Annotated in this window: 17 protein-coding genes and 2 pseudogenes; all 19 read left to right on the top strand. The window is 62.1% G+C overall.

Translation table 11 applies throughout. The features are described from left to right. The first annotated feature begins 716 nt into the window (after positions 1–716). Positions 717–1799, top strand: a complete 1083-nt coding sequence (locus tag AB4Y31_RS31020) for a porin (RefSeq protein WP_368677320.1) — start codon at positions 717–719, stop codon at positions 1797–1799. Between the two features lie 180 nt (positions 1800–1979). Next, positions 1980–2231, top strand: coding sequence for a hypothetical protein (locus AB4Y31_RS31015; protein ID WP_368677319.1), 252 nt, complete (start codon positions 1980–1982; stop codon positions 2229–2231). 116 nt (positions 2232–2347) lie between these two features. Further along, positions 2348–3133 carry an SDR family NAD(P)-dependent oxidoreductase gene (locus AB4Y31_RS31010; protein WP_368677318.1) on the top strand — a complete coding sequence of 262 codons (786 nt, stop codon included), beginning with the start codon at positions 2348–2350 and terminating at the stop codon, positions 3131–3133. A gap of 375 nt (positions 3134–3508) precedes the next feature. Next, positions 3509–4101 (top strand): annotated as a pseudogene (locus AB4Y31_RS31005) (aldehyde dehydrogenase family protein). Between the two features lie 67 nt (positions 4102–4168). After that, positions 4169–4461, top strand: a pseudogene (locus tag AB4Y31_RS31000) (transposase); the annotation flags it as partial. Positions 4462–4842: 381 nt separating this feature from the next. Then, positions 4843–6117 carry a beta-ketoacyl-ACP synthase II gene (gene fabF / locus AB4Y31_RS30995; RefSeq protein WP_368677317.1) on the top strand — a complete coding sequence of 425 codons (1275 nt, stop codon included), beginning with the start codon at positions 4843–4845 and terminating at the stop codon, positions 6115–6117. 260 nt (positions 6118–6377) lie between these two features. Continuing rightward, positions 6378–7757: an NAD(P)/FAD-dependent oxidoreductase gene (locus tag AB4Y31_RS30990; RefSeq protein WP_368677316.1), complete on the top strand. Its 1380-nt coding sequence runs from the start codon at positions 6378–6380 to the stop codon at positions 7755–7757. Between the two features lie 106 nt (positions 7758–7863). Beyond that, positions 7864–8946, top strand: a complete 1083-nt coding sequence (locus AB4Y31_RS30985; RefSeq protein WP_368677315.1) for a fatty acid desaturase — start codon at positions 7864–7866, stop codon at positions 8944–8946. A gap of 81 nt (positions 8947–9027) precedes the next feature. Further along, positions 9028–10032, top strand: coding sequence for a Rieske 2Fe-2S domain-containing protein (locus tag AB4Y31_RS30980; RefSeq protein ID WP_368677314.1), 1005 nt, complete (start codon positions 9028–9030; stop codon positions 10030–10032). Between the two features lie 67 nt (positions 10033–10099). Further along, positions 10100–10927: a hypothetical protein gene (locus AB4Y31_RS30975; RefSeq protein ID WP_368677313.1), complete on the top strand. Its 828-nt coding sequence runs from the start codon at positions 10100–10102 to the stop codon at positions 10925–10927. Between the two features lie 4 nt (positions 10928–10931). Next, positions 10932–12350 (top strand): MFS transporter, encoded by a 1419-nt coding sequence (locus tag AB4Y31_RS30970; protein ID WP_368677312.1) that lies wholly within the window; start codon positions 10932–10934, stop codon positions 12348–12350. Positions 12351–12417: 67 nt separating this feature from the next. Then, positions 12418–14211: a fatty acyl-AMP ligase gene (locus tag AB4Y31_RS30965; protein ID WP_368677311.1), complete on the top strand. Its 1794-nt coding sequence runs from the start codon at positions 12418–12420 to the stop codon at positions 14209–14211. Positions 14212–14270: 59 nt separating this feature from the next. After that, positions 14271–15230, top strand: coding sequence for an acyl-CoA desaturase (locus tag AB4Y31_RS30960; RefSeq protein ID WP_368677310.1), 960 nt, complete (start codon positions 14271–14273; stop codon positions 15228–15230). 27 nt (positions 15231–15257) lie between these two features. Further along, a complete protein-coding gene (locus AB4Y31_RS30955; RefSeq protein ID WP_368677309.1) occupies positions 15258–16247 on the top strand; it encodes an acyl-CoA desaturase in 990 nt (329 codons plus the stop codon). A 52-nt stretch (positions 16248–16299) separates the two neighbouring features. After that, positions 16300–16620 carry an acyl carrier protein gene (locus tag AB4Y31_RS30950; protein WP_368677308.1) on the top strand — a complete coding sequence of 107 codons (321 nt, stop codon included), beginning with the start codon at positions 16300–16302 and terminating at the stop codon, positions 16618–16620. A gap of 13 nt (positions 16621–16633) precedes the next feature. Then, positions 16634–17740 (top strand): fatty acid desaturase, encoded by a 1107-nt coding sequence (locus AB4Y31_RS30945; protein WP_368677307.1) that lies wholly within the window; start codon positions 16634–16636, stop codon positions 17738–17740. Further along, entirely contained in the window at positions 17737–18660 is a 924-nt protein-coding gene (locus tag AB4Y31_RS30940) for an alpha/beta fold hydrolase (protein ID WP_368677306.1), read from the top strand. Before AB4Y31_RS30945 ends, AB4Y31_RS30940 begins: the two co-directional genes overlap by 4 nt. Continuing rightward, the gene (locus AB4Y31_RS30935) at positions 18660–18845 is read left to right on the top strand and encodes a rubredoxin (RefSeq protein ID WP_368677305.1); all 186 of its coding nucleotides are present in this window, start codon (positions 18660–18662) and stop codon (positions 18843–18845) included. The genes AB4Y31_RS30940 and AB4Y31_RS30935 overlap by 1 nt, the downstream gene beginning before the upstream one ends. Before the next feature lie 270 nt (positions 18846–19115). Continuing rightward, positions 19116–20300 carry an acetyl-CoA C-acyltransferase gene (locus tag AB4Y31_RS30930; protein WP_368677304.1) on the top strand — a complete coding sequence of 395 codons (1185 nt, stop codon included), beginning with the start codon at positions 19116–19118 and terminating at the stop codon, positions 20298–20300. The last annotated feature ends 129 nt before the right edge of the window (positions 20301–20429 follow it).

Below are 20429 nucleotides of genomic sequence, written 5' to 3'. Positions count from 1 at the left end.
TCGAGTCCTGCGGTATCAAAAAGGTCGGCAAAGGCGAATCCATGAAGGCTTATCGCCGCGGGAATTGCGCTCGGCCGAGTCTCGATGGGCATGGAGGTCTCCGGCTTCGACTCGAGTGAACCCGGTTTCCGACTATATGACTGGTCTCAATCGCTCTCAAAACAGACGCTGTTCGTTTTGGGCGGCGCACCAGCGACTTCTCGGCCACCAGGTTTCCCTGTCCTTCGCACGCTTCCGGCGTTGACCGGTATCTCTAGCCACCGGCACACGCACCTTACTTAAGGAGACAAGATTGTCACTGCTCGCTCAAGACCTTCTGGAACTCGCCAGCATGCCGGTTCGCGGTGCACTCATCGAGCACCTTCTGCGCGAATTAGCGCAGAACCTGATCGCACCAGGAGTTCGGCCAGTAAACGCTGGTTGCTAATCCGGCACACGGAGATTTGGTGCGGATCCAGACTTATTGTCAGAATATTGGATTTTACTGTGTCATAAGTCTTACGGGGGGCATCTGAACTGCGGCATGGGCAGCGCAAAAGGCGTTGAGTCAGCTGAAAGTCAAGTCGTATAAATCATTATCGGGATCGCTGTAAGCCGAATATTGCTCATGGAGTCAATAACGTAAATTTATTAAATTGTTAAGTAGTCCTAAATAAGTTCCGTATTGGACCGAAAAGGCTCCGACCGGATCAATATTACATAGAAGGAGACAAAGTATGGATCAACAACGATGGTTGGCAGCAAAGGGATTAGTCACCACGGTGTTCGGGTTGACGCTCGCGGGTGCGGCGCAGGCGCAGAGCAGCGTTACGCTCTATGGCGTCGTCGACGCCGGCTTGCTGTTCACGAATAAGTCGCCGAATGCGTCGACCGGGCAGAACGCAGGCAGGCAATTTTCGCTGATCGATAGTGGCGATTCGGTATCGGAGTTCGGGCTTTTAGGCGTGGAAGATCTCGGCCACGGGATGAAAGCGGAGTTCAAGCTCGAGAGCGGCTTCAGTATGGCCAACGGCGCGTTCAACGATTCAAACGGCAATATGTTCGGCCGGCAGGCATGGGTCGGCCTGAGCAACGACCTCGGCGAGTTCAAGGCTGGTCTGCAGTTCTCACCTTTCTTACTATCGCTGTACGAACTCGACCCGCGCGGCTTATCGCAGTTCGGCAGCGGCATCGTAAACTATGTCAACAACGTGGTGGCTACAGGGATTTTTAACGCCAACGCTGTGTCTTATACGAGCCCGGTGATCGCCGGATTGCAGGGCAGCGTGATGTTCGCGTTCGGCGGCGCGGCCGGCAATTTTTCTGCCGGCCGCCAATATTCCGCCAGCCTGAAATACGACAACGGCAGCCTGACGATCAATGCGTCGTTATACAACGGCAATGCCGGCGGCAATGCTCAGACACCCGTTCCGACCACGCAGCCGTTTCTCGGTCGAATGCTTGGCGCCGCATACAAATTCGGCAAGGTAACGGTCAAGGCATCGTTCACAAGCTACAAGGTGGCCGGCTCGTTCAACAACAACGTCTATGGTGGTGGTGTTGACTATCTGCTTCTGCCCGATCTCGATCTGAACGGCGGCGTCTGGGTCACGAGCGATCGAAATCAGACGACAAATCACTCGGTCATGGGCGCGGTCGGAGTCCAATATTTCCTATCGAAAAGGACCACCTTGTATGGACAGGTGGGTGTCGTGAACAACCACGGAGCGATGAACACCGGTCTCTCGATCAACGGCGCGCTGAACGGCGTCACGGGCACGACAGTGGGGGCGAACCTTGGCGTTCGCCACGTTTTCTAAACGATATCTTTATTCGTCGGCATTGCGTCACGGCTACCACTGACGGAGCTGCGCGGATTGGTACTTCCCGGTCGCAAATCGGTACCGACCCGCGCAGTGCAAATAAGCATTTTGTTCGTGCTGAAGACCAGCATTTGCTGGTGGCACGGTGCGCAGAGATAGAATCGAATGGAGTATAACGTGCCTGAAACGCAACATCGCATCGCCGTTGATGAACTGCACAAGATCGTCGAATGGACAAGCGCCTGGTACGAACAGGCCCGCGCTGCCAATTTCGTAAGTTACCCGTACCAGGCAGATAACGCCGTGGTCGCGCGTTTGCGTCAATACTATCGCGCAGGCCTTACGCCGGCGCAAGCAGTCGAGGCCTACTTTGGCCTAGCGCTGGCCACCTTGATCCCTCTCAAATGCGCATGCTCAGGAAGGCGCTAGCACACCCATGACGTCCCGCTCCGCTAGCCTGCCGGCGCCCAAGCTTCAGGCCGCACCGCCGCAGCCCGGCGCCGCGGCGACTATTACCCGCAGTACAACGTCCAAGGAGACACTACATGGTATCGACTTCACTTCCGCTGGCCGGCAAATCGGCAATCGTGACCGGCGGCGCGCGCGGTATCGGCAAAGGCATCGTGCTGGAACTCGCTCGGGCTGGCGCCGACGTGCTGATCGCCGATCTGCTGGATGACGAGATGCAGGCCACTGCCGGCGAGGTGCGTGAACTGGGTTGGCGCGCTGTCACCCGACGCGTGGACGTGACCGATGCCGCGCAGGTGCAGGCGATGGTCGACCAGGCCGTGGCGGAATTTGGCGGGCTGGACATCCTGGTCAACTGCGCGGGCGTCATCGACATCCACCCGGTCGCAGATCTCACTGAAAAAGACTGGGATTTCGTGATAGACGTCAACGCCAAAGGCACCTTCCTGGGCTGCAAAGCCGCGCTGGGGCCGATGCGAGCACGGCAGTCGGGGCGCATCATCAATGTCGCATCCGTCGCAGGCAAGGAAGGCTTTCCGAACCTCGCGCACTACTGTGCCTCCAAGTTCGCGGTGGTGGGCTTTACCAACGCGCTGGCCAAGGAGGTGGCGCAGGAGGGCATCACCGTGAACGCCATCTGCCCGGGGATCGTCCGTACGTACATGTGGGATCGCCTGGCCGACGAATGGAAGAACGACGGAGAATCGGTTGAGGACTCGTGGGCTCGCCACCAGCTTACACTCATTCCGCAAGGTCGCGCTCAGACGCCGCAGGACATGGGGCGATTGGCGCTGTTCTTCGCGACGATGGACAACGTCACCGGCCAGTCGGTCAACGTGGACGGCGGCTTTACCTTCCACTAGGCCGCAAAGTGCCGCTCTGGTCCCTCGTTCCCAACCCGTTTCACGTGCATATGCCATCCAACATCGTCGACTTCGATGCCGACGCCGACGATCCCCTCGTGGCGGAGACGGCGCTGCTGTCGCTGGCCGCGGCGGGCCAATGCGTCGCGCATCTGTGGCAGGCGCCGATGTCGCTGGTGGTGCCGCGCAGTTGCCAGCGCTTCGCTGCCCTGGAGAGCGCCCGCGCCGAGTTCGCACGGCGCGGCTGCCCGGTGTTTCTGCATATGTCTGGCGGTGGGCTGGTGGCGCAGGGGCCGGGCATTCTCAACCTAAGCTTGGCCTATCCGGTGCGGGGCACCGTGGGCGCATTTTCCGAGGTGGTCTATAGGCATCTGTGTGAAATCCTGCGTGAGGCGCTGGGCACGTTGGGGCTTCAAACTCATTGGCAGGCGGTGGAAGGCTCATTTTGCGACGGACGCTTCAACCCGCCTGGAGACCGCCGGGGGATGCACGAAAGCTCGCGGTACCGCGCAATATCCGCGCGCAGGAAGGCGCGATTTCGAGGTCGACGTCAACACGGTTGCGTATCACTTCCACGAGCCGATCGGCGTCGTCGGCCAGATCATCCCGTCGAATTTCCCGCTGCTGATGGCCGCATGGAAGTTTGCGCCCGCGCTCGCGGCCGGCTGCTGCGTCGTGATAAAGCCGGCCGAGCAGACGCCCGTGTCGGCGCTCGTGCTCATGGAGCTGATTGGCGACCTGTTTCCGGTCGGCGTGATCAATATTGTGAACGGCTTCGGCAAGGAAGCAGGCGAATCGCGAACATCGCGTTCAGGGGTTCGACCCCGGTTGGCAAGCACATCCTGCGCGCCGCCGCCGACAATCTGATCCCGTCGACGGTCGAACTGGGCGGCAAGAGCCCGAACATTTTCTTTGCCGACGGGCACGACCAGGAGGACGCTTGTTCCCGAGCAGCATCGTCGGGATAACGTGGTAGAGGAGAGCCGGAGCGAGACGAGAGCGGCGCTCCGGCGAGGTCGCGCCTCAGCGGAGCGGATCGAAAACACCGCGGGTGCCAAGTTCTGGATGAAGGTGTTCATCGACCTGAAAACGCGCGGCGTCAACGACATCCTGATTGCCGTGGCCGACGGCCTAAAGGGCATGCCGGAAGCGCCGGCCCTGTTCCCCACGACCACGCTGCAAACCTGCATCGCCCATCTGACCCGCAACAGTCTGGGTTATGCGACCTGAAAAGACCGCAAGTCGCTCGTCACTACAATTCACTGGATCGATACGGCCACAAGTGCAAAGCGGCGCAGGCGGAACAGAATGCATTCGCCAGCGGACCATGAGGACGGAAATTCGGTCGCTAGGTTAAACGTCTCTCCGATCGTTTTCCTTACCCACCGCTTAGTGGTGTTCACGCCAGACCCCGGTCATAGCGAACCGCCGTAATTGCCTGTGCTTCGCAGAAAGTCTGCGGTTCTCGAATGTTCTTCCCTCTGTCGGTGTCGTAGCCCTACGAGCTGTGTCTACAGACGTCACCCTGCCCATTCGGGCAGCTTTTTTGAACGAGAAATATTGGGTTAAATCGCCTAAAAAGTGCGGGAGATCGGGATATGAGAGAGGGCAGTCGCGATGCTGACTTTATTGTCGGGAGAAGTGCGTCGAAAGATGAAAAGCTTGAACGATGCGGCTCAGCGAGTCTTGGTCCGAGAAAGGGAGATGGAATGACACTTCGAGTGGTTGTGACGGGCCTCGGCATTGTTTCTCCACTGGGTTGCGGTGCGGAACTGGTATGGCAGCGCCTAATTGACGGGCGCTCCGGACTTCGCCTGCTTGGGGATGAAATAGTCGGCGATCTTCCTGTTAAGGTCGGCGGGACGGTGCAAGAAAAGACAATCGATCCGGAGGGTGGTTTCGATCCCGAAATCTCGATTCCGAGCAAAGAGTTGAGAAAGATGGATCGGTTCATCCAAATGGCGATGGTCGCAGCCGACGAGGCGTTAGCAGATGCCGGATGGGTCCCGCAGACCGAACATCAATGCGAGCGCACTGCGACCGTCATTGCGTCGGGCATCGGCGGATTTCTCGGGCTGGCCGATGCAGTAAGGACAGGCGAAACGCGCGGTGTGCGGCGCCTGTCGCCTTTCACCATTCCGTCCTTCTTGTCGAATTTGGCGGCCGGCCAGATATCGATTAAGCATCGGTTTCGGGGGCCGCTCGGCTGCCCTGTGACCGCCTGCGCGGCCAGCGTACAGGCGATCGGTGATGCGATGCGTTTGATACGGGCGGGAGAAGCGGACATTGTGTTGGCAGGCGGCGCCGAAGCTGCTTTTGACAAAGTCAGCCTTGGCGGGTTCTCGGCGGCGCGGGCTTTGTCGACGGGCTTCAACGATCAGCCGACTCGCGCCTCGCGCCCATTCGACCGCAACCGTGACGGGTTTGTGATGGGTGAAGGCGCCGCAATGTTGGTGGTAGAGGCGCTGGACCATGCTATAGCGCGCGGCGCCCGCCCGATCGCCGAAATCATTGGCTATGGAACCACCGCAGATGCCTATCACATGACGGCCGGCCCAGACGATGGAGCTGGCGCCATGCGGGCGATGAAGCTGGCCCTGGCGATGGCGGACATAGCCCCAGATCGTGTCGACTACGTCAACGCCCATGCTACATCGACGCCGGTTGGCGATGCCGGAGAAATTGCGGCCTTAAAGACTGTCTTCGAAACAGGAAGGGGTCCGGCTATTTCCTCTACAAAGTCTGCGACGGGGCATTTGTTGGGGGCGGCGGGCGCTATCGAGGCAGCGTTTTCCATTCTTGCTCTCCGGGATGGAGTGCTTCCTGGAACGCTGAATCTGGAGCATCCCGACGACTCCGCGGCCGGCCTCGACCTGATCGGGCCGTCGGCGCGCCGCGCCCCAATCAAGATCGCGCTGTCCAACGGGTTCGGGTTTGGCGGAGTCAATGCCTCGATACTGTTGCAGCGGTTCCACGTTGGGTAGATGGAGGGGGCGCATTGATCGCGCCGTTTATGCCGAACGCGAGGGCGGAAAACTGATCGACGGGCGATAGTCCATCCAGATTCGGGCACCGTCGACATCATCGCGCGTTCGGATACGCCCACGGCGTTCGGTTTGCCGCCAGCGCGTGCGAGTGCACTCACCGCCAGTTCCGATCGCGTCCATCGGTCGATGGTGGGCGGGATGTCGAGGTCGCGTCATGTGAACGCGAGTTCCAGTCATTCTCTAAAGGGAATCTTTCCGTGTTAGACACCCTAATCGTTGGTGCCCGCTGCGCCGGTTCCACTCTTGCGATTCACCTTGCGCGCGCCGGCAAGCGCGTCCTGGCTATCGACCCTAGCAATCTCCCGAGCGACCAGCCGCTTTCCACCCACTGGATCTCGCCCGCCGGCATGGCGATGCTCGACGAGTTGGGCATCGGCGATAAGGTGCGCGGCTTCGCGCCGCCCGTGCCCAGCATGATGTACGGAATCGACGACGCGACTGGCCGTATCGAGTATCCGGTCGGTGGGCGCTGCTCCTGCCCGCGTCGTATGGATCTCGATGCGCTGCTGCTGTACGAAGCGCGTGCCGCCGGGGCCGAGGTCCGTACTCGAACGAGGCTGGTCGAACTGCTTCGCGACGGCGAGCGGGTCACCGGAGCCGCGGTCGAACATGCCGGCACGCGCGAAGAGATTCATGCGCGAGTCGTGGTCGGTGCGGATGGCCATCAGTCGACCACGGCGCAGCTCGTGGGCGCCGAGGAGTACCACGGATATGACTGTCCTCGTGCGATGTACTGGGCGTACTGGCCGAGACCGGACTGGTTCGACGACGATCCGCGCTTCCAGGGCGGGGCGATGAACTGTAGCTTCGGCGACGACGTCATCTTCATCTTCCCGACAAACCGTGATCTCTTGCTCGTCGGGGTAGCTTTCTCAAAAGCGCAGTTGCCTGAGTGGCGGGGGCGATCACAAGAGAAGCTCATAGAGACGCTCCAGCGCAACCGCTACACGGCGCCGCTGATCGCGGGAGAGCCGGTGAGTAAGGTGATCGGCGCATTGAAGCTGCGCTTTTTCTTTCGTCAGGCAGCGGGACCGGGTTGGGCCCTGGTCGGCGATGCAGGCCTTTTCATGGACCCTTCTCCCGGCTTCGGGATCACCGACGCGCTCCGCGACGCCCGGGCGCTTGGGCGGGCAATTATCGAGGGCGAGGACCAGGCACTGGTGCGCTACTGGCGCCAGCGAGACGCGAGCTCGATCGACCTCTTTGAATACTCGCGCAACAGGGGCGCGCTCGGCCACAACAATCCGCTCAGCCGGATTCTGTACGGCAAGCTGGCGGCCGACCCTGAACTGCAGGCTCGCTTGCTGGCTTCACAGAATCGCCAGTGCTCGCCGTTTGACGTATTCAATCCCAGCGATATCAAGAAGTGGGCGGACGACGCCGTTCTGCGTGGCGAGATTGGCGTCATCAAGCCCTTGATGGAGATGTCTCAGCGAAGCCAGGAGATTCGGGCCGAGATGGCGTTTCGCCAGCGCCTGGCCGAGGAGGCCAATGCGGCTCCGGCTCTGGCGTGCGCGTCGGGCAACTCCGGATCGTTCGCGCCCGGTGGCGATTGCGCTGTCAGGGAGCCGATATGACCGTGAGGACCATCGATGTCCGGTCATCGGGCACAGGATTCCCCACCCTGCCAGTACAGATCCGGCATTCGCCGATCCTACGTCCAATCAACGGAGGAGAGAAGCTATGACCATCGAAGCCACGTTGGAGACCCACGTCGCGTTTTCGCGGCTCAAGCTTCCAAGACAATTTCATCGGATTGGCTCCATAGCCACGGTCCTCTACCTTGCGCACGCGCTCGCATTCTTCCTGATTCCGGCCATGGTGGCCTTCGCCATCGTCGATCTTCCGGCGTCGACGCCGGCGCGTATTGGCATGGCAGTCGTCCTGGGCGTGATCGGCGGTCATGGCATGCACCTCTTGACCTTTGTTGGGCACGAGGGAATGCACACGAACCTGCACCGGAACAAGTATGTGAGCGCCGCGCTGGCGCTGCTCTTTTCGTCGCTCGTGCCGGGCTTCCTGATCGTGGGCTTCAGCATGACGCACTGGAAGCACCATCGCTTTACCGGTCAGGATATCGACCCGGATGTTCAGATTTACTCGCAGTACCGGAACTTCCTGTCGCGCTTTTTTCTTGCGCGCTCCAAGGGCGTTCGAATTTATACGCAGAACGCGGTGCGCATGGCGCTGGGCCTGCCCTGGCCAGAAAACACAAGACTCCCGTTCACTCAGCGCGAAATGCGCTGGATATCGCGGATCAACATCGCGCTGAATCTGTGTGCCGTGACAGGATACGGGTTCATCTGGTATCGCTCGTTATGGCTTGGATTCACGGTAATGCTCATTCCTTATGTCGGAGTGTACGTATTCAGCACCCTGCGCGCATACATCGAGCACACGGATACTGTACCGGGTCGATACCGCGACGCTCGCAGCTACACGTCGCCGATCTACACCGCTCTTTTCTTCGGCAGTAACTACCATCTCGAGCACCACCAATATCCGGCCGTCCCGTGCTACCGGCTGCCGGCGCTGCACGCATACCTGGCGTCGCAGGGACGTTTCGGAGCGGCAGGCGCGCCGGTGGAGCCATCCTTTTTTGGTGCACTGCGCTATACGACGGGGCGTTACCAGTATCCCTGCATCAATCTGCAGTCCGCGACGGATGAATTCCTCGAGCGGATGGCAGACGGTTGTCTCGATCGCGAAGCGACCGAGGCGGATGCTCGGGACGGCGACCCGTTTGTGGCAGTCGCGCGCAAGTAGCAACCATCCTAGAACGGACACGCCCACCCGCGCTCGCGTCGGGTGGGCCACAACGCCATCCATGTAGCAAAGTGAGGAACCATGTTTATCCAAAATGCGTGGTACGCAGCAGCTCTTTCCGGGGAAATACAAAGGGAGCCTTTTGCGCGGACGATGCTGAATCAGAACATCGTCATGTACCGCACCTTAACGAACCAGGTCGTCGCGCTTGAGGACCGGTGCCCGCACCGACAGGTTCCATTGTCTCGGGGACGCCTTGTCGGAGACGAGCTCCAGTGCTGGTACCACGGGCTCAGGTACAACTGCTCGGGCGAGTGCGTCAATATCCCCAGCCAGAGCACGGTCCCGAAAGGCGCACGTGTGCGGACGTTCCCTGCCGTCGAGAAGTACGGCTTCGTCTGGCTATGGACCGGCGAGCCTGACAAGGCCGACGAGGCGTCGATCCCGAACCATTGGGTGTGTTCAGCGCCCGAGCTCGCGGGGACGATGAGTTACTGCACCATCGCCTGCAGCTACCTGCTCGGCATCGACAACATCCTCGACATCTCGCACGCCGCCTTCGTGCACGCCAAGACGCTGGGCTCGCTCGACATCGTCCAGACTCCCCCTGAAATCGTGATTAACGACAACGAAGTCCGCGTGCGCCGCTACCTGCGCCGTGAGAAGACGCCTCCCTTGTACGCCCATATCCTGAAGCTCGACTACATCGACCGCTTCCAGGAGGTCCTCTACTGGCCCATCGGCAATACGCGGGTCGAAACGAGGGCGCACGCCTGCGACGATTCAAGCGGCAACGTCTTCCATGTCTATACGACCACGATCTTCACGCCTGCCACAGATGTCACCAGCCATGTCTTTGTAGGCATGCACCGCGATTTCGACGTCGACAACCAGAGATTTACCGATTTCACCGCGAAAGAAGTGTTCTCGACCGTCATGGAGGACAAGGACGTCGCAGAGAGCCTTCAGGCGAACTGGAGTCCCACAGCTCCGATGATCGACATCCAGCTCGATCGACCAGCATTCGCCGCGCGGCGGATATTGGAGCGAATGGGGGCAAACGCTTCCATTCGAGCGAAGGTATGACGCACGTCGAAGGGCGCGCCTACCCGGCGCAAAGGATGAAACGACAATGAGAGGGAAGGAAACGACGATGAGTCACCAAGGACGTGCCGGTCTCTATGTCGGTGAGTTGCTGCGCGAGCTTGAGACGTCGGCGCAAGACGAGGTCAGTTTGCGGCATCCCATGACGTTTGGAGAAGTCGTCGGCCGTGGCCGGGTCGAGGATCTCGCGGCTGCCTGCGAGGGCATCTTCGCCGAAGTGGAGCCGAAACACGTGTGGAGCGGCGCCGATATCGGCGGGCGCGAATGGCACGGTCGCTTCCAGGACCGCCACGTTCGCGGGGTGACGGTGGCGCGCCGCTCCGGCAATCGCATAGATGTCGACATCTTCCTCGGCTCGTTCCCCGCGCCGGTTCGCCAGGCGCTGCACAACGCAAGCCGGGATCTCATCGACATCCATGCGTGGACGCTCCCCCCGGGCATCGATACCGCGTTGCCGCCGATACCCGATGACGAAGTGCTGGACGCCAAGTTGCCGTTCGGCCTCACCGCCGATATGTTCCTGACCAGTCCGGTGGCCTGCAAACCGATTCGCGGCCGCGCCGACGTCGAACGCGTTTGTGGCCACTCGATCGCCGTCTACGGGGGGCGCGCGAGCGGGCCGCGCCTCACGGCGGACCGCACGACGCTGAGCCTCTGGACCGGAGAGGTCTGCGGGCTGCCGTTAGAAGTGGCGAACGTTATCCACTGGCAAGATGCGCAGCATGTAAAGGGCATGGCAATGGCGATGCGCCCTTGGCCGGTCGTTGCCCTGTTTCAAGCCCGGATGCAGTCGCGAACGCTCCCGTTTCTCGATACGTCGTATTTCGCATCCGAATCTGGCGAAGGAGTGGCCCGGCTCGGGCTTGGAGAGGAATAAATACATGAACGGACCCCGCGTACCCGCTCTGCAAGCGCAGTCAAACTCGATTTCGCCCTGGCCGGTTTTCTGTATTGCAAGTTTGGCGGTTTTCCTCGTTTCGATCGACGTCACCGTGCTCTACGCGGCATTTCCCGCATTGCGACGGGTGTTTGCCGAGGCCGGTTCGGTCGACATATCGTGGGTCTTGAACGCGTACACGCTGGTGTTTGCCGCGTTGCTCGTGCCGGCCGGCCGCCTCGCCGATTTGCGCGGGCGCAAGCGTACATTCTTGCTCGGACTTGCCGTGTTCCTGGGTGGCTCCTTCGGCTGCGGTATCGCCGGGCACGTCGAGATTCTGTGTGCGATGCGCGCCGTGCAGGGAGCAGGCGCGGCGCTTCTGCTACCCGCATCACTGTCGATCCTGCTGGCGGCGTTCCCCGCCAGCAAACGTGCGATCGCCGTGAGTTTGTGGGGAGCAGTGAGCGGCGTCGCTGGTGCGCTGGGGCCGAGCCTCGGCTCGTTCCTGGTCGATCGCTTCGGCTGGCCTTGGGCCTTCTTTCTCAACCTGCCGCTTGGAGCGATTGCGCTATGGCGTGGGTGGCGCATTCTTGACGAGTCGCACGACCCTGAACGCGGAGCGCCGATTGACGTCATGGGCGTCGTCATGCTGATCCTCGGCGTTGGCGCTATCGCCTTCGGCCTGGTGCATTCCGAGGCCGTCGGCTGGACTTCCCCGTTGGTGAAATTGGCGATCGCGGGTGGGCTGGGAATGCTGGTAGCGTTCGTCGCATGGGCACGCACGGTGCGTGCGCCGGCCATCGATCTCTCGCTATTCCAAGACCGGACGTACTGCTACATCAATCTGGCGTCACTGTGCTTCGCGATTGGCTTCGCCATGATGTTTTTCCAGACATTCTTATTCACCACAGGAGTCTGGTCGTATTCGCTGACGCGCGCGGGACTAGCCGGCAGCCCTGGGCCGTTGCTCGTTGTCCCCACGGCGATCGTGTGCGGGCGGTTCGCGGCGCGCGCGGGACACAAGCTTCTGCTGGTGACCGGCAGTCTGATATCTACGGCGGCGAGCATATGGTTCGCGCTGGTGCCAGGGGCCCATCCCGACTATGTGCACGCGTGGCTTCCGGGGGCGCTACTCACCGGACTGGGCGTGGGCATGGTCATGCCTTCGCTCTCGGCGGCAGCCGTTGCGCATCTGCCGCCGACGCGATTCGGCGTAGGCTCTGCCGTTAATCAGGCGGTACGCCAGGTCGGATCGGTGCTTGGAGTGGCGCTCACGGTCGCCATAACCGGCGACGCGATGGTACACCTCGCCGAATTTCACACCCTTTGTTACCTGCAAATCGCGCTTGGCTTAGCCACTGCAATGTTGTGTGCGCCGGTGGACACGCGCCCCCGAGCGCTTGCCCCTGCGGCGGCGCATTGATCTGGCACGGCGTGCTCAGCGCTTGTTCGTCAACAATCAGTGTCAAAATTGACTATCCGAGGCTTTCATGATGACCGGTAGCATCCCGGCCGCCGTCCTGCAGGCCGAGCGCAGGTCTGTATCCCTGCTCGATATTCTTCGAGAGCGTGCCGAACATACGCCGGAGCGGATCGCATTCCGGTTCCTGAGCGACGGCGAAGAGGATGTCGTGAATTGGTCCTATCGCCAGTTTGCCGCCGCTGCCATCCACGTACGCGATAAGTTGCTGCAGTACCCTCTGCACGAACGGCGCGTACTGCTGCTACTCCAGCCCGGCCTGAACTACGTCGCCGCGCTTTTCGGCATTTTGTTGGCAGACGCCACCGCCGTGCCATCGTTTCCGCCGGCCGGTTCCCGTGCGATCGCGCGCTTCGGATCGATTTGCCGCGACGCGCATCCCGACGTGATCATCGTCGGCGATTTTCATCGCTCGCTGCAGCAGCACCTCGACGAGCTTTATGTTGGCCGGCCCGCCGCGCCTGCTGTGCTGACAGTTGATGAAGATTTATTCGACGATGTCAACGCCTACACATATGACATCCGAAGCATGATCGCGAAGGGCGTGAACCTGGAGCGGCCCGCCTTGCTCCAGTACACGTCGGGATCGACGGGCGAGCCCAAGGGCGTGATTGTCACGCACGAGAACCTTGTCAGCAACTGCGCGGTAATCGCCGAACGGCTCGGCGACGATCCAGATCGCGTCGGTTGCACGTGGCTGCCGCCATATCACGACATGGGGCTGATGGGCGCGCTGCTACTGGCGGTGTTCAGCGGCTTTCCGCTCGTGATTTTGTCACCGCAGCATTTTGTTCAGCGTCCGTATCGCTGGCTGAAGGCGATCACCGACTATCGGGTGACAACAAGCGTCGCGCCGAATTTCGCGTTCGATCTGTGCGTCGACCACGTTACCGAAGAAGAAGCGGCCACACTCGATCTAAGTTCCCTGCAGTACGTGTTCTGTGGAGCGGAGCCTGTGAAGTTCGCGACGCTCGAACGCTTCTTCGAGCGCTTCTGCCGGCACGGCTTCGAGCGCCACGCCGTGGTGCCCTGCTACGGCATGGCGGAGGCGACGCTTTATGTATCCGGGAAGGTCGGCCGCTCGCCGATCACGCTGGTCGATGTCGACAAGGATGCGCTCGCGCGCGGCCTTTGCAAGCCGCACAAGTCGGAATCGGACGTACGCGGACGCGCCACGTTGATCGGCTGCGGGTCGGTGGCGGCGGGCCATCAACTGCTGATCGTCGATCCCGCAACGAAGCGCGTGCTGCCGGAGCAGGCCATCGGCGAGATCTGGTTCACCGGCCCGAACGTCGCGGCCGGTTATCTTAATCGCGGAGATAACAACGACATCTTTGCGGCGACGATCGACGACGGCAAGGGCGATCCGTCGCGCTACCTGCGTACGGGGGACCTCGGCTTCCTGCACCGCGGCGAGTTGTTCGTGACGGGGCGGATTAAAGACGTGGTGATCGTCGCGGGGCGCAACCTGTACCCGCACGACATCGAGGGATCGGCGCAGCTGGCGCACGAAGCGATCCGCACTAACGGCGTGGTGGCGTTTTCGATCGACGGCGTGCAGCAGGAATTGCTCATTATCGTTGCGGAACTCAAACGCACACGCCGTCTGAATCACGAACAAATGCGCGAGGTGCGCGCAGCGATCACGCGCGCCGTCACGCGCGACCATGGCGTCTCGCCCGCGGTGGTGCACCTAGGGCCGACTGGCGCGATTCCGCTTACGACGAGTGGCAAGCTGCGCCGGCAAGCCTGCAAGCAGGCGTTCCAGCAAGGAAGCCTGAGCACGCTTGAGGCCAGCCCGTAAGCAGTACCGCAACCTGCATCGTCGTTTTCCACTGCCGTTTTCTTTCTTCGGAGCCAGTCATGGCTGACGTGGATTCTTTGTCTTCGCACGCCCCGGCGGCCGCCCCTGCGGCGGAAGCCGATACCGACACGCGCGCCCGCCGGCTTGCCTATCTGACTGTTTGCATTCCCGCGCTCGGCTTCGCGCTGGCGATTGCCTACACGTGGATCTACGGGGTGCGCGCGACCGACTTCGTGTTGCTGGCGGTGATGTATTTCTCGACCGCGATTGGCGTCGAAACCGGCATGCACCGGTATTTCTCGCACCGTGCATTCAAAGGTCGCCCGATCGTCACCGTGCTGCTCGGCGTGCTTGGCAGCATGGCCGCCCAGGGGCCGATCCTTTTCTGGGCCGCCACGCACCGGATGCACCACGCGTTCACCGATAGTGATGGCGATCCGCATTCGCCGCGCCCGCGAGCGAACCGGCATGGCAAGACGAGCCGGTTCGCTGGCCTCTGGCACGGCCACGTGGGCTGGCTATTCACGGTACGCCGCGGGAACTGGAGCGCTTTTGCGGTCGACCTGCTGCGGGACCGTCTGATCGTCAATCTGAATCTGCGCTACGGCTGGTGGGTGCTACTCGGCCTCGCGATTCCAGCGCTCGCGGGCGCGCTGCTAGCATCCGCCGGGCATGTCCTAGGTGGGGCCGCAGGCGGCCTCCTGTGGGGCGGGCTCGCGCGGATCTTCCTGCTCGATCAATCGACCTGGGCCGTTAATTCGCTCTGCCACACGATCGGCACCCGCCCGCACGCAACGCGCGATTACAGCCGCAATTTTGGGCTGCTCGCGATCGTGTCAGTGGGCGGAGCGTGGCACAACAACCATCACGCGCAACCAGCCTTCGCCAACAACGACCACGCGTTCTGGCAGCTCGATCCGTCCGCCTGGTTCATACGCCTACTCGATGCACTGGGCCTCGTCACGGAGGTGCGATATGCCCCGAAGTGCCGCGCGGCCGACTCCTCAACATCGCTGTAACCCTTTCATAAGCGCTTGGAGACTCCTATGACATCGTCGATTCAGGTTGCACCCGGCGTGACTGCCGCCGGCGGGCTATCGGCCGCCGAGGGGCAGATCCCCGGCGTTTCGCCGTTAAACGGCAGCGGGGCGCGCGCCAAACGCTACACCGCACTGGCCGTGATGCTGTTTCCGCTCGCCGGATTCGCGCTGGCGGTGCGCCAGCTCGTCCTGGGCGAGTTCGCCGTCACCGATCTGGTGCTGTTCGCGGTGTTTTATTTTCTGCACATGGGCGGGATCACGATGGGTTTCCACCGGTATCTCGCGCATAAGACGTTTCGCACATCGACGTGGTTCGAGGGGCTGCTGCTGATTTGTGGTTCGATGGCGGCGCAAGGGCCGATCATGTTCTGGGTAACGACGCACCGCCGCCATCACCTCTACAGCGACCAGAAAGGCGACCCACATTCGCCGAACCTAGCCGGCGTGGGGCTGCTCGCGAAGCTGCGCGGCCTCTGGCATGCGCATATGCCATGGATGCTGGCTTCGGATGTGTCAGGCTGGACTTTCTTCGCCCCCGACGTGCTGCGCGATCGCCGCCTCTTCTTCTATCACCGTACCTACGCCTGGTGGATTTTGCTCGGTCTCGTGCTGCCCGCCGCGATCGATGGCGCCGTGAGCGGCTCGTGGTCGTGGCACGGCGTGTGGAACGGTCTCCTGTTCGGCGGCTTCGCGCGCATTTTTCTAGCGAATCAGGCGGCGTGGTGCGTCGGCTCGATTTGCCATATGTTCGGCGGACGGCCGTTCAGGACCGACGACAACAGCGCGAACAACTGGCTGGTCGCCGTCTTGACGTTCGGTGAAGGCCTGCAGAACAACCACCACGCGTTCCCAGCGTCGTACCGCCACTCGGTGAAGTGGTACGAGCCGGATCTCAGCGCATGGATGCTCTGGACGCTCGGCAAGGCTGGCATCGTGTGGGACCTGCGCTCGCCGGGGCCCGCTGCAATTCGCAAGCTCGCCAAGCAACCGCATTGAAAAACTGCCGTCGTGATTTCGTTCGTCTCTATCGTATTAAGGGGTATTCACAATGTCTCAAGCTGGAATCCTGGGCGGCCTGTTCGGCCGCAAGAAAGCGGCGGCCGCCGACGCCGGCCCGCTGACGGAAGCGTCGATCCGCAGCTGGCTCGTGGACCGGCTCGCTGAGCAATTGAAGGTGGATCGCGCCGCGATCGATCCGGCCATACGCTTTGAAGCGTATGGCCTCGATTCGATCGTCGCAGTGCAGGTGTCGGGCGATCTGGAGAAGGTCGTCGAGCAACGCCTGTCCCCGGCCCTGCTGTTCGAATACAGCAGCATCAACGAGCTGGCGCGTCACCTCGCAACCGAGCTCGGCCTGCAGGCTTCCTGAGCAGGAGATCGACATGGCGAACACTTACACCATTCCGAGCGCGCCGCCCGCACGTTTCGACGAATTCCTACAGGAGTCGAAGGCGCTCGAGGGCGTGCGACTTGCCGACGCAATTCCAAAGTCGCTGTACGAGCCGCGCGTGTGGCGCGGCGTGCTCGGCTTCGTGGTCAGCTATGCGGTGTACACCGGGGCGATTGTCGGCATCTCGTATGCGCCGCACTGGCTGTTCTACATTCCGCTGTGGCTGATCGCCGGTTTGGGAGGCTGGGGACTGCATTGCATCGCGCACGATTGCGGGCACAACTCGTTCTCGCGTTCCCGGTCGTTCAATCTAATGATCGGGCATCTGTCGCTGCTGCCGCTGCTGTATCCGTTCCACGCCTGGCGCCACACGCACAACCTGCACCACTCGAACACCAACAACTTGGAGCTCGACACCGACTGGCGGCCGATTCCCGCGCCGCTTTACGACCGCATGTCGCTGTTCAAGCGTCTCGAGTACGCCGGCACCCGAAAGTGGTTTTTCTGGGCGGGCACGGTGAGCTACTGGAAGGAATCTGGCTTCCGTCCTGGCTTCTATCCGAAGCGCGAGATGCGGCGCGACGTAAAGCGCTCGATCGGCTTCGTGCTGCTCATGTCAGCGATCTATTTCCCGGCGCTGATTTACTTCACTGGCATCACGGGCCTGTTCCTGTACTTCGTCGCGCCTTGGCTGGCGATTCATGCGTGGTTCAGCGCCACGACACTGATGCATCACACGTCGGACGATATCCCGTTCCTGCCGTCGCAGCACTGGACGCCGAACGCGGGCCGCCTGCTCGTGACGACTGATTACCGGTATCCGAAGTGGCTGCACTTCCTGACGCACAACATCTCGGTGCACACCGCGCATCATGTCGCGCCGATCGTGCCGTTCTACAACCTTCTGAAGGCGCAGGCGGCGCTCAAGGAAGCGTTTCCGGGGATGATCCGCGAGAAGGACTTCACGTTCGGCGAGCTGTGGCACGTGATCCGTCACTGCCACTTCTACGACACCGAGTCAGGCTACTACCGGAGCCTGTCCCGGGAGCCGGTGCCCGTCGGCGCGCGCGCGACCACAGCGGCGAGGGAGGGCTCATGATGTCGGCGGAAAATCTCACCGAAGTCTCTCCGATCGCGCGGCAGACGGCGCAGGCGCCGTCGCTGGGCGTGCGGCTCGGCCGTCGAGCGTACCAAGTATTGAACACCTTCGCGCCGCGTACTGCGGGACGGCGTGCCGCCGATGCATTCGGCTTCACGCGCGGCTACGGGCTGCCTGTCAGCGATCGGGTGCCGCTCGGCGCGAAGGTGGCATCGATCAAGGGCAATGCGGACATCGATCGGGCGTATTACTGGGCGGGCGGAGCGTCGCGCGTGCTTCTTGTGCACGGCTGGGGAACCGACAGCAGCAGCATGCTGAGCTTTGTCAAGCCGATGCAGACGCTGGGTTTCTCGGTGGCGGCGTTCGACGCGCCCGCGCACGGCATCTCGCCGGGCAAGCATACGACGATGACTCAGTTCACCAGGGCGACAGGCGCAGTGCTGGATGCGATGGAAGGCGCGCAGGTCGTTATCGCGCATTCGCTCGGGTCGATCGCGGCAATTGCGGCGCTGGCGGAACGCTCGCACCTCGCGCCGTTGCGCTGCATCGTGCTGATCGCGCCGACCAGCGCGCTGACCGAGGTACTGGAGCGCTGGGCGAGCCGCGATATGGCGCTGCCGCGGCCGGTGGTCGAGCGCATCTATGCGGAACTGCTCGTGCGCAATGGCGTGCCGGTGAGCCACTGGGACATTCCGGCGCGGGGTGCGTCGCTCGCTGTGCCGGTGCTAGTCGTGCACGACCCGGCCGATCCGGTGGTGCCGTACTGCGAAGCGCAGCGGGTGGTGGCGAGCCTGCTTGGTGCGACGCTGTCGCCGGCGCCGGGTACGGGACATGGGCGGATTCTGTCGGATGCGAAGGTGCGCGAGCAGGTGTGCGCATTCGTGACGCGACATACGTCGAATTCTGGGGAGCTGGCTTGATGAGCACGACTGCGGTTGAGATGCGCACGCTGATGTGTCTGGTGTGCGGCTGGATTTACTCAGAAGCAAGCGGTGCGCCGGACGACGGCATCGCGCCGGGCACGCGCTGGGAAGACATTCCGGCCGACTGGAAGTGTCCGGAGTGCGGCGTCAGCAAGGAAGATTTCGAGATGGTGTCGATCTGAGGGAATCGAGGCATGCCCGCTTTGGGCGTCGGCAAACATAAGGAAATGACCGCATGCTCGGTATGCCCGTTTCTAGGAACCGTGCGGAGGAACGTTTGATGTCGCGAATAGCTGTTTGCACCTTTACGCCAGCGTCGATGTGACGGTGGTCGCGTGAAAGATCGATTGCCGTATGACGTGTGTGGAACGCGTGGCTCGCCGCTGTAGGTTTGGCGCTGACCACCAGAGTCCGTGTAACGCTCTAAGATCGCAATGAAAGGAGAATTCGGAATGACGACTCGAGAAATCGTATTGAGCCATCCGGTGCGTACGCCGATCGGCGCGTTCAATGGTTCGCTGAAGGACGTGCCCGCGACGGAGCTCGGCGCTCTCGCAGTGCGCGAGACGCTACGGCGTAGCGGTCTCGACGCAGCACAACTTGCATCGGTGACGATGGGCAACGTGATCCAGGCGGGCAACCGGATGAATCCGGCGCGCCAGGCGGCGGTGGGCGGCGGCGTACCGATCGCCGTGCCGGCTCTGACCGTGAACCGCGTGTGCGGCTCGGGCGCGCAGGCGATCGTGTCCGCCGCGCAGGAACTAATGCTTGGTTTGGGGGGCGTTGCGCTTGCGGGCGGCATGGAGAGTATGGAGCGTGCACCGTACCTGCTCGACGGCAGCCGCTTCGGCTACCGGATGGGCAATGCGCAGGTACACGACAGCATGCTGCGCGACGGCCTAGTCGATGCGTTCTCTGGAGAGCATTCGGGCTGGCACACCGAAGACCTGACGACAATGCTCGGCATCACGCGCGATGCACAGGACCGCTGGGCCGCACGTTCGCAGCAGCGCTTCGCGGTTGCGGAGAACGCGGGCAGGTTTGACGCGGAACGAGTGGCAGTGGAGGTCGAGGGGCGCAAGGAGAAGGTAGCGTTCACGCGCGACGAGCAGCCGCGTCCTGACACGACCGTCGAGTCGCTCGCGAAGCTGCGCCCCGCGTTCCGCTCGGATGGCACCATCACGGCGGGCAATGCGCCCGGCCTGAACAGCGGCGCGGCGGCGATGATCGTCGCGGAGCGCGCTTTCGCGGAAGCACGCGGCATCGAGCCGTTTGCGCGGCTCGTGAGCTTCGGCGTCGCCGCGGTGGAGCCAGGCATGTTTGGACTCGGGCCAGTGCCGGCGGTGCGTCTCGCACTCGAGCGCGCCGGCTGGACACTCGGCGACGTAGAGCGCTTCGAGATCAACGAGGCGTTTGCCGCCGTCCCGCTCGCGGTCGCACAACAACTCGGCATCGCGCACGACGAAATTAACGTGGAAGGCGGTGCGATCGCGCACGGCCATCCGATCGGAGCGACCGGCGCAGTACTGACCACGCGCCTGATCCATTCGATGCGCCGCGATGGCCTGACGCGCGGCATTGTCACGCTGTGTATCGGCGGCGGGCAGGGGATCGCGCTCGCCATCGAGATACTTTGACGGGGAATTCCATAGATCGCGGCAACGTGTCCGGGTTCAGGGTCGGGGCCAGTCGAGAGGACGTTACATTGCAACGCGATGTCGAGGCGTCCCCCAGCGGGACGCCTCATGACGGCAATCTTGCGGTTA

The organism is Trinickia sp. EG282A (assembly GCF_040965455.1).
GTDB lineage: Bacteria > Pseudomonadota > Gammaproteobacteria > Burkholderiales > Burkholderiaceae > Trinickia > Trinickia symbiotica.
This window is presented reverse-complemented; position numbering and strand designations above follow the sequence as displayed.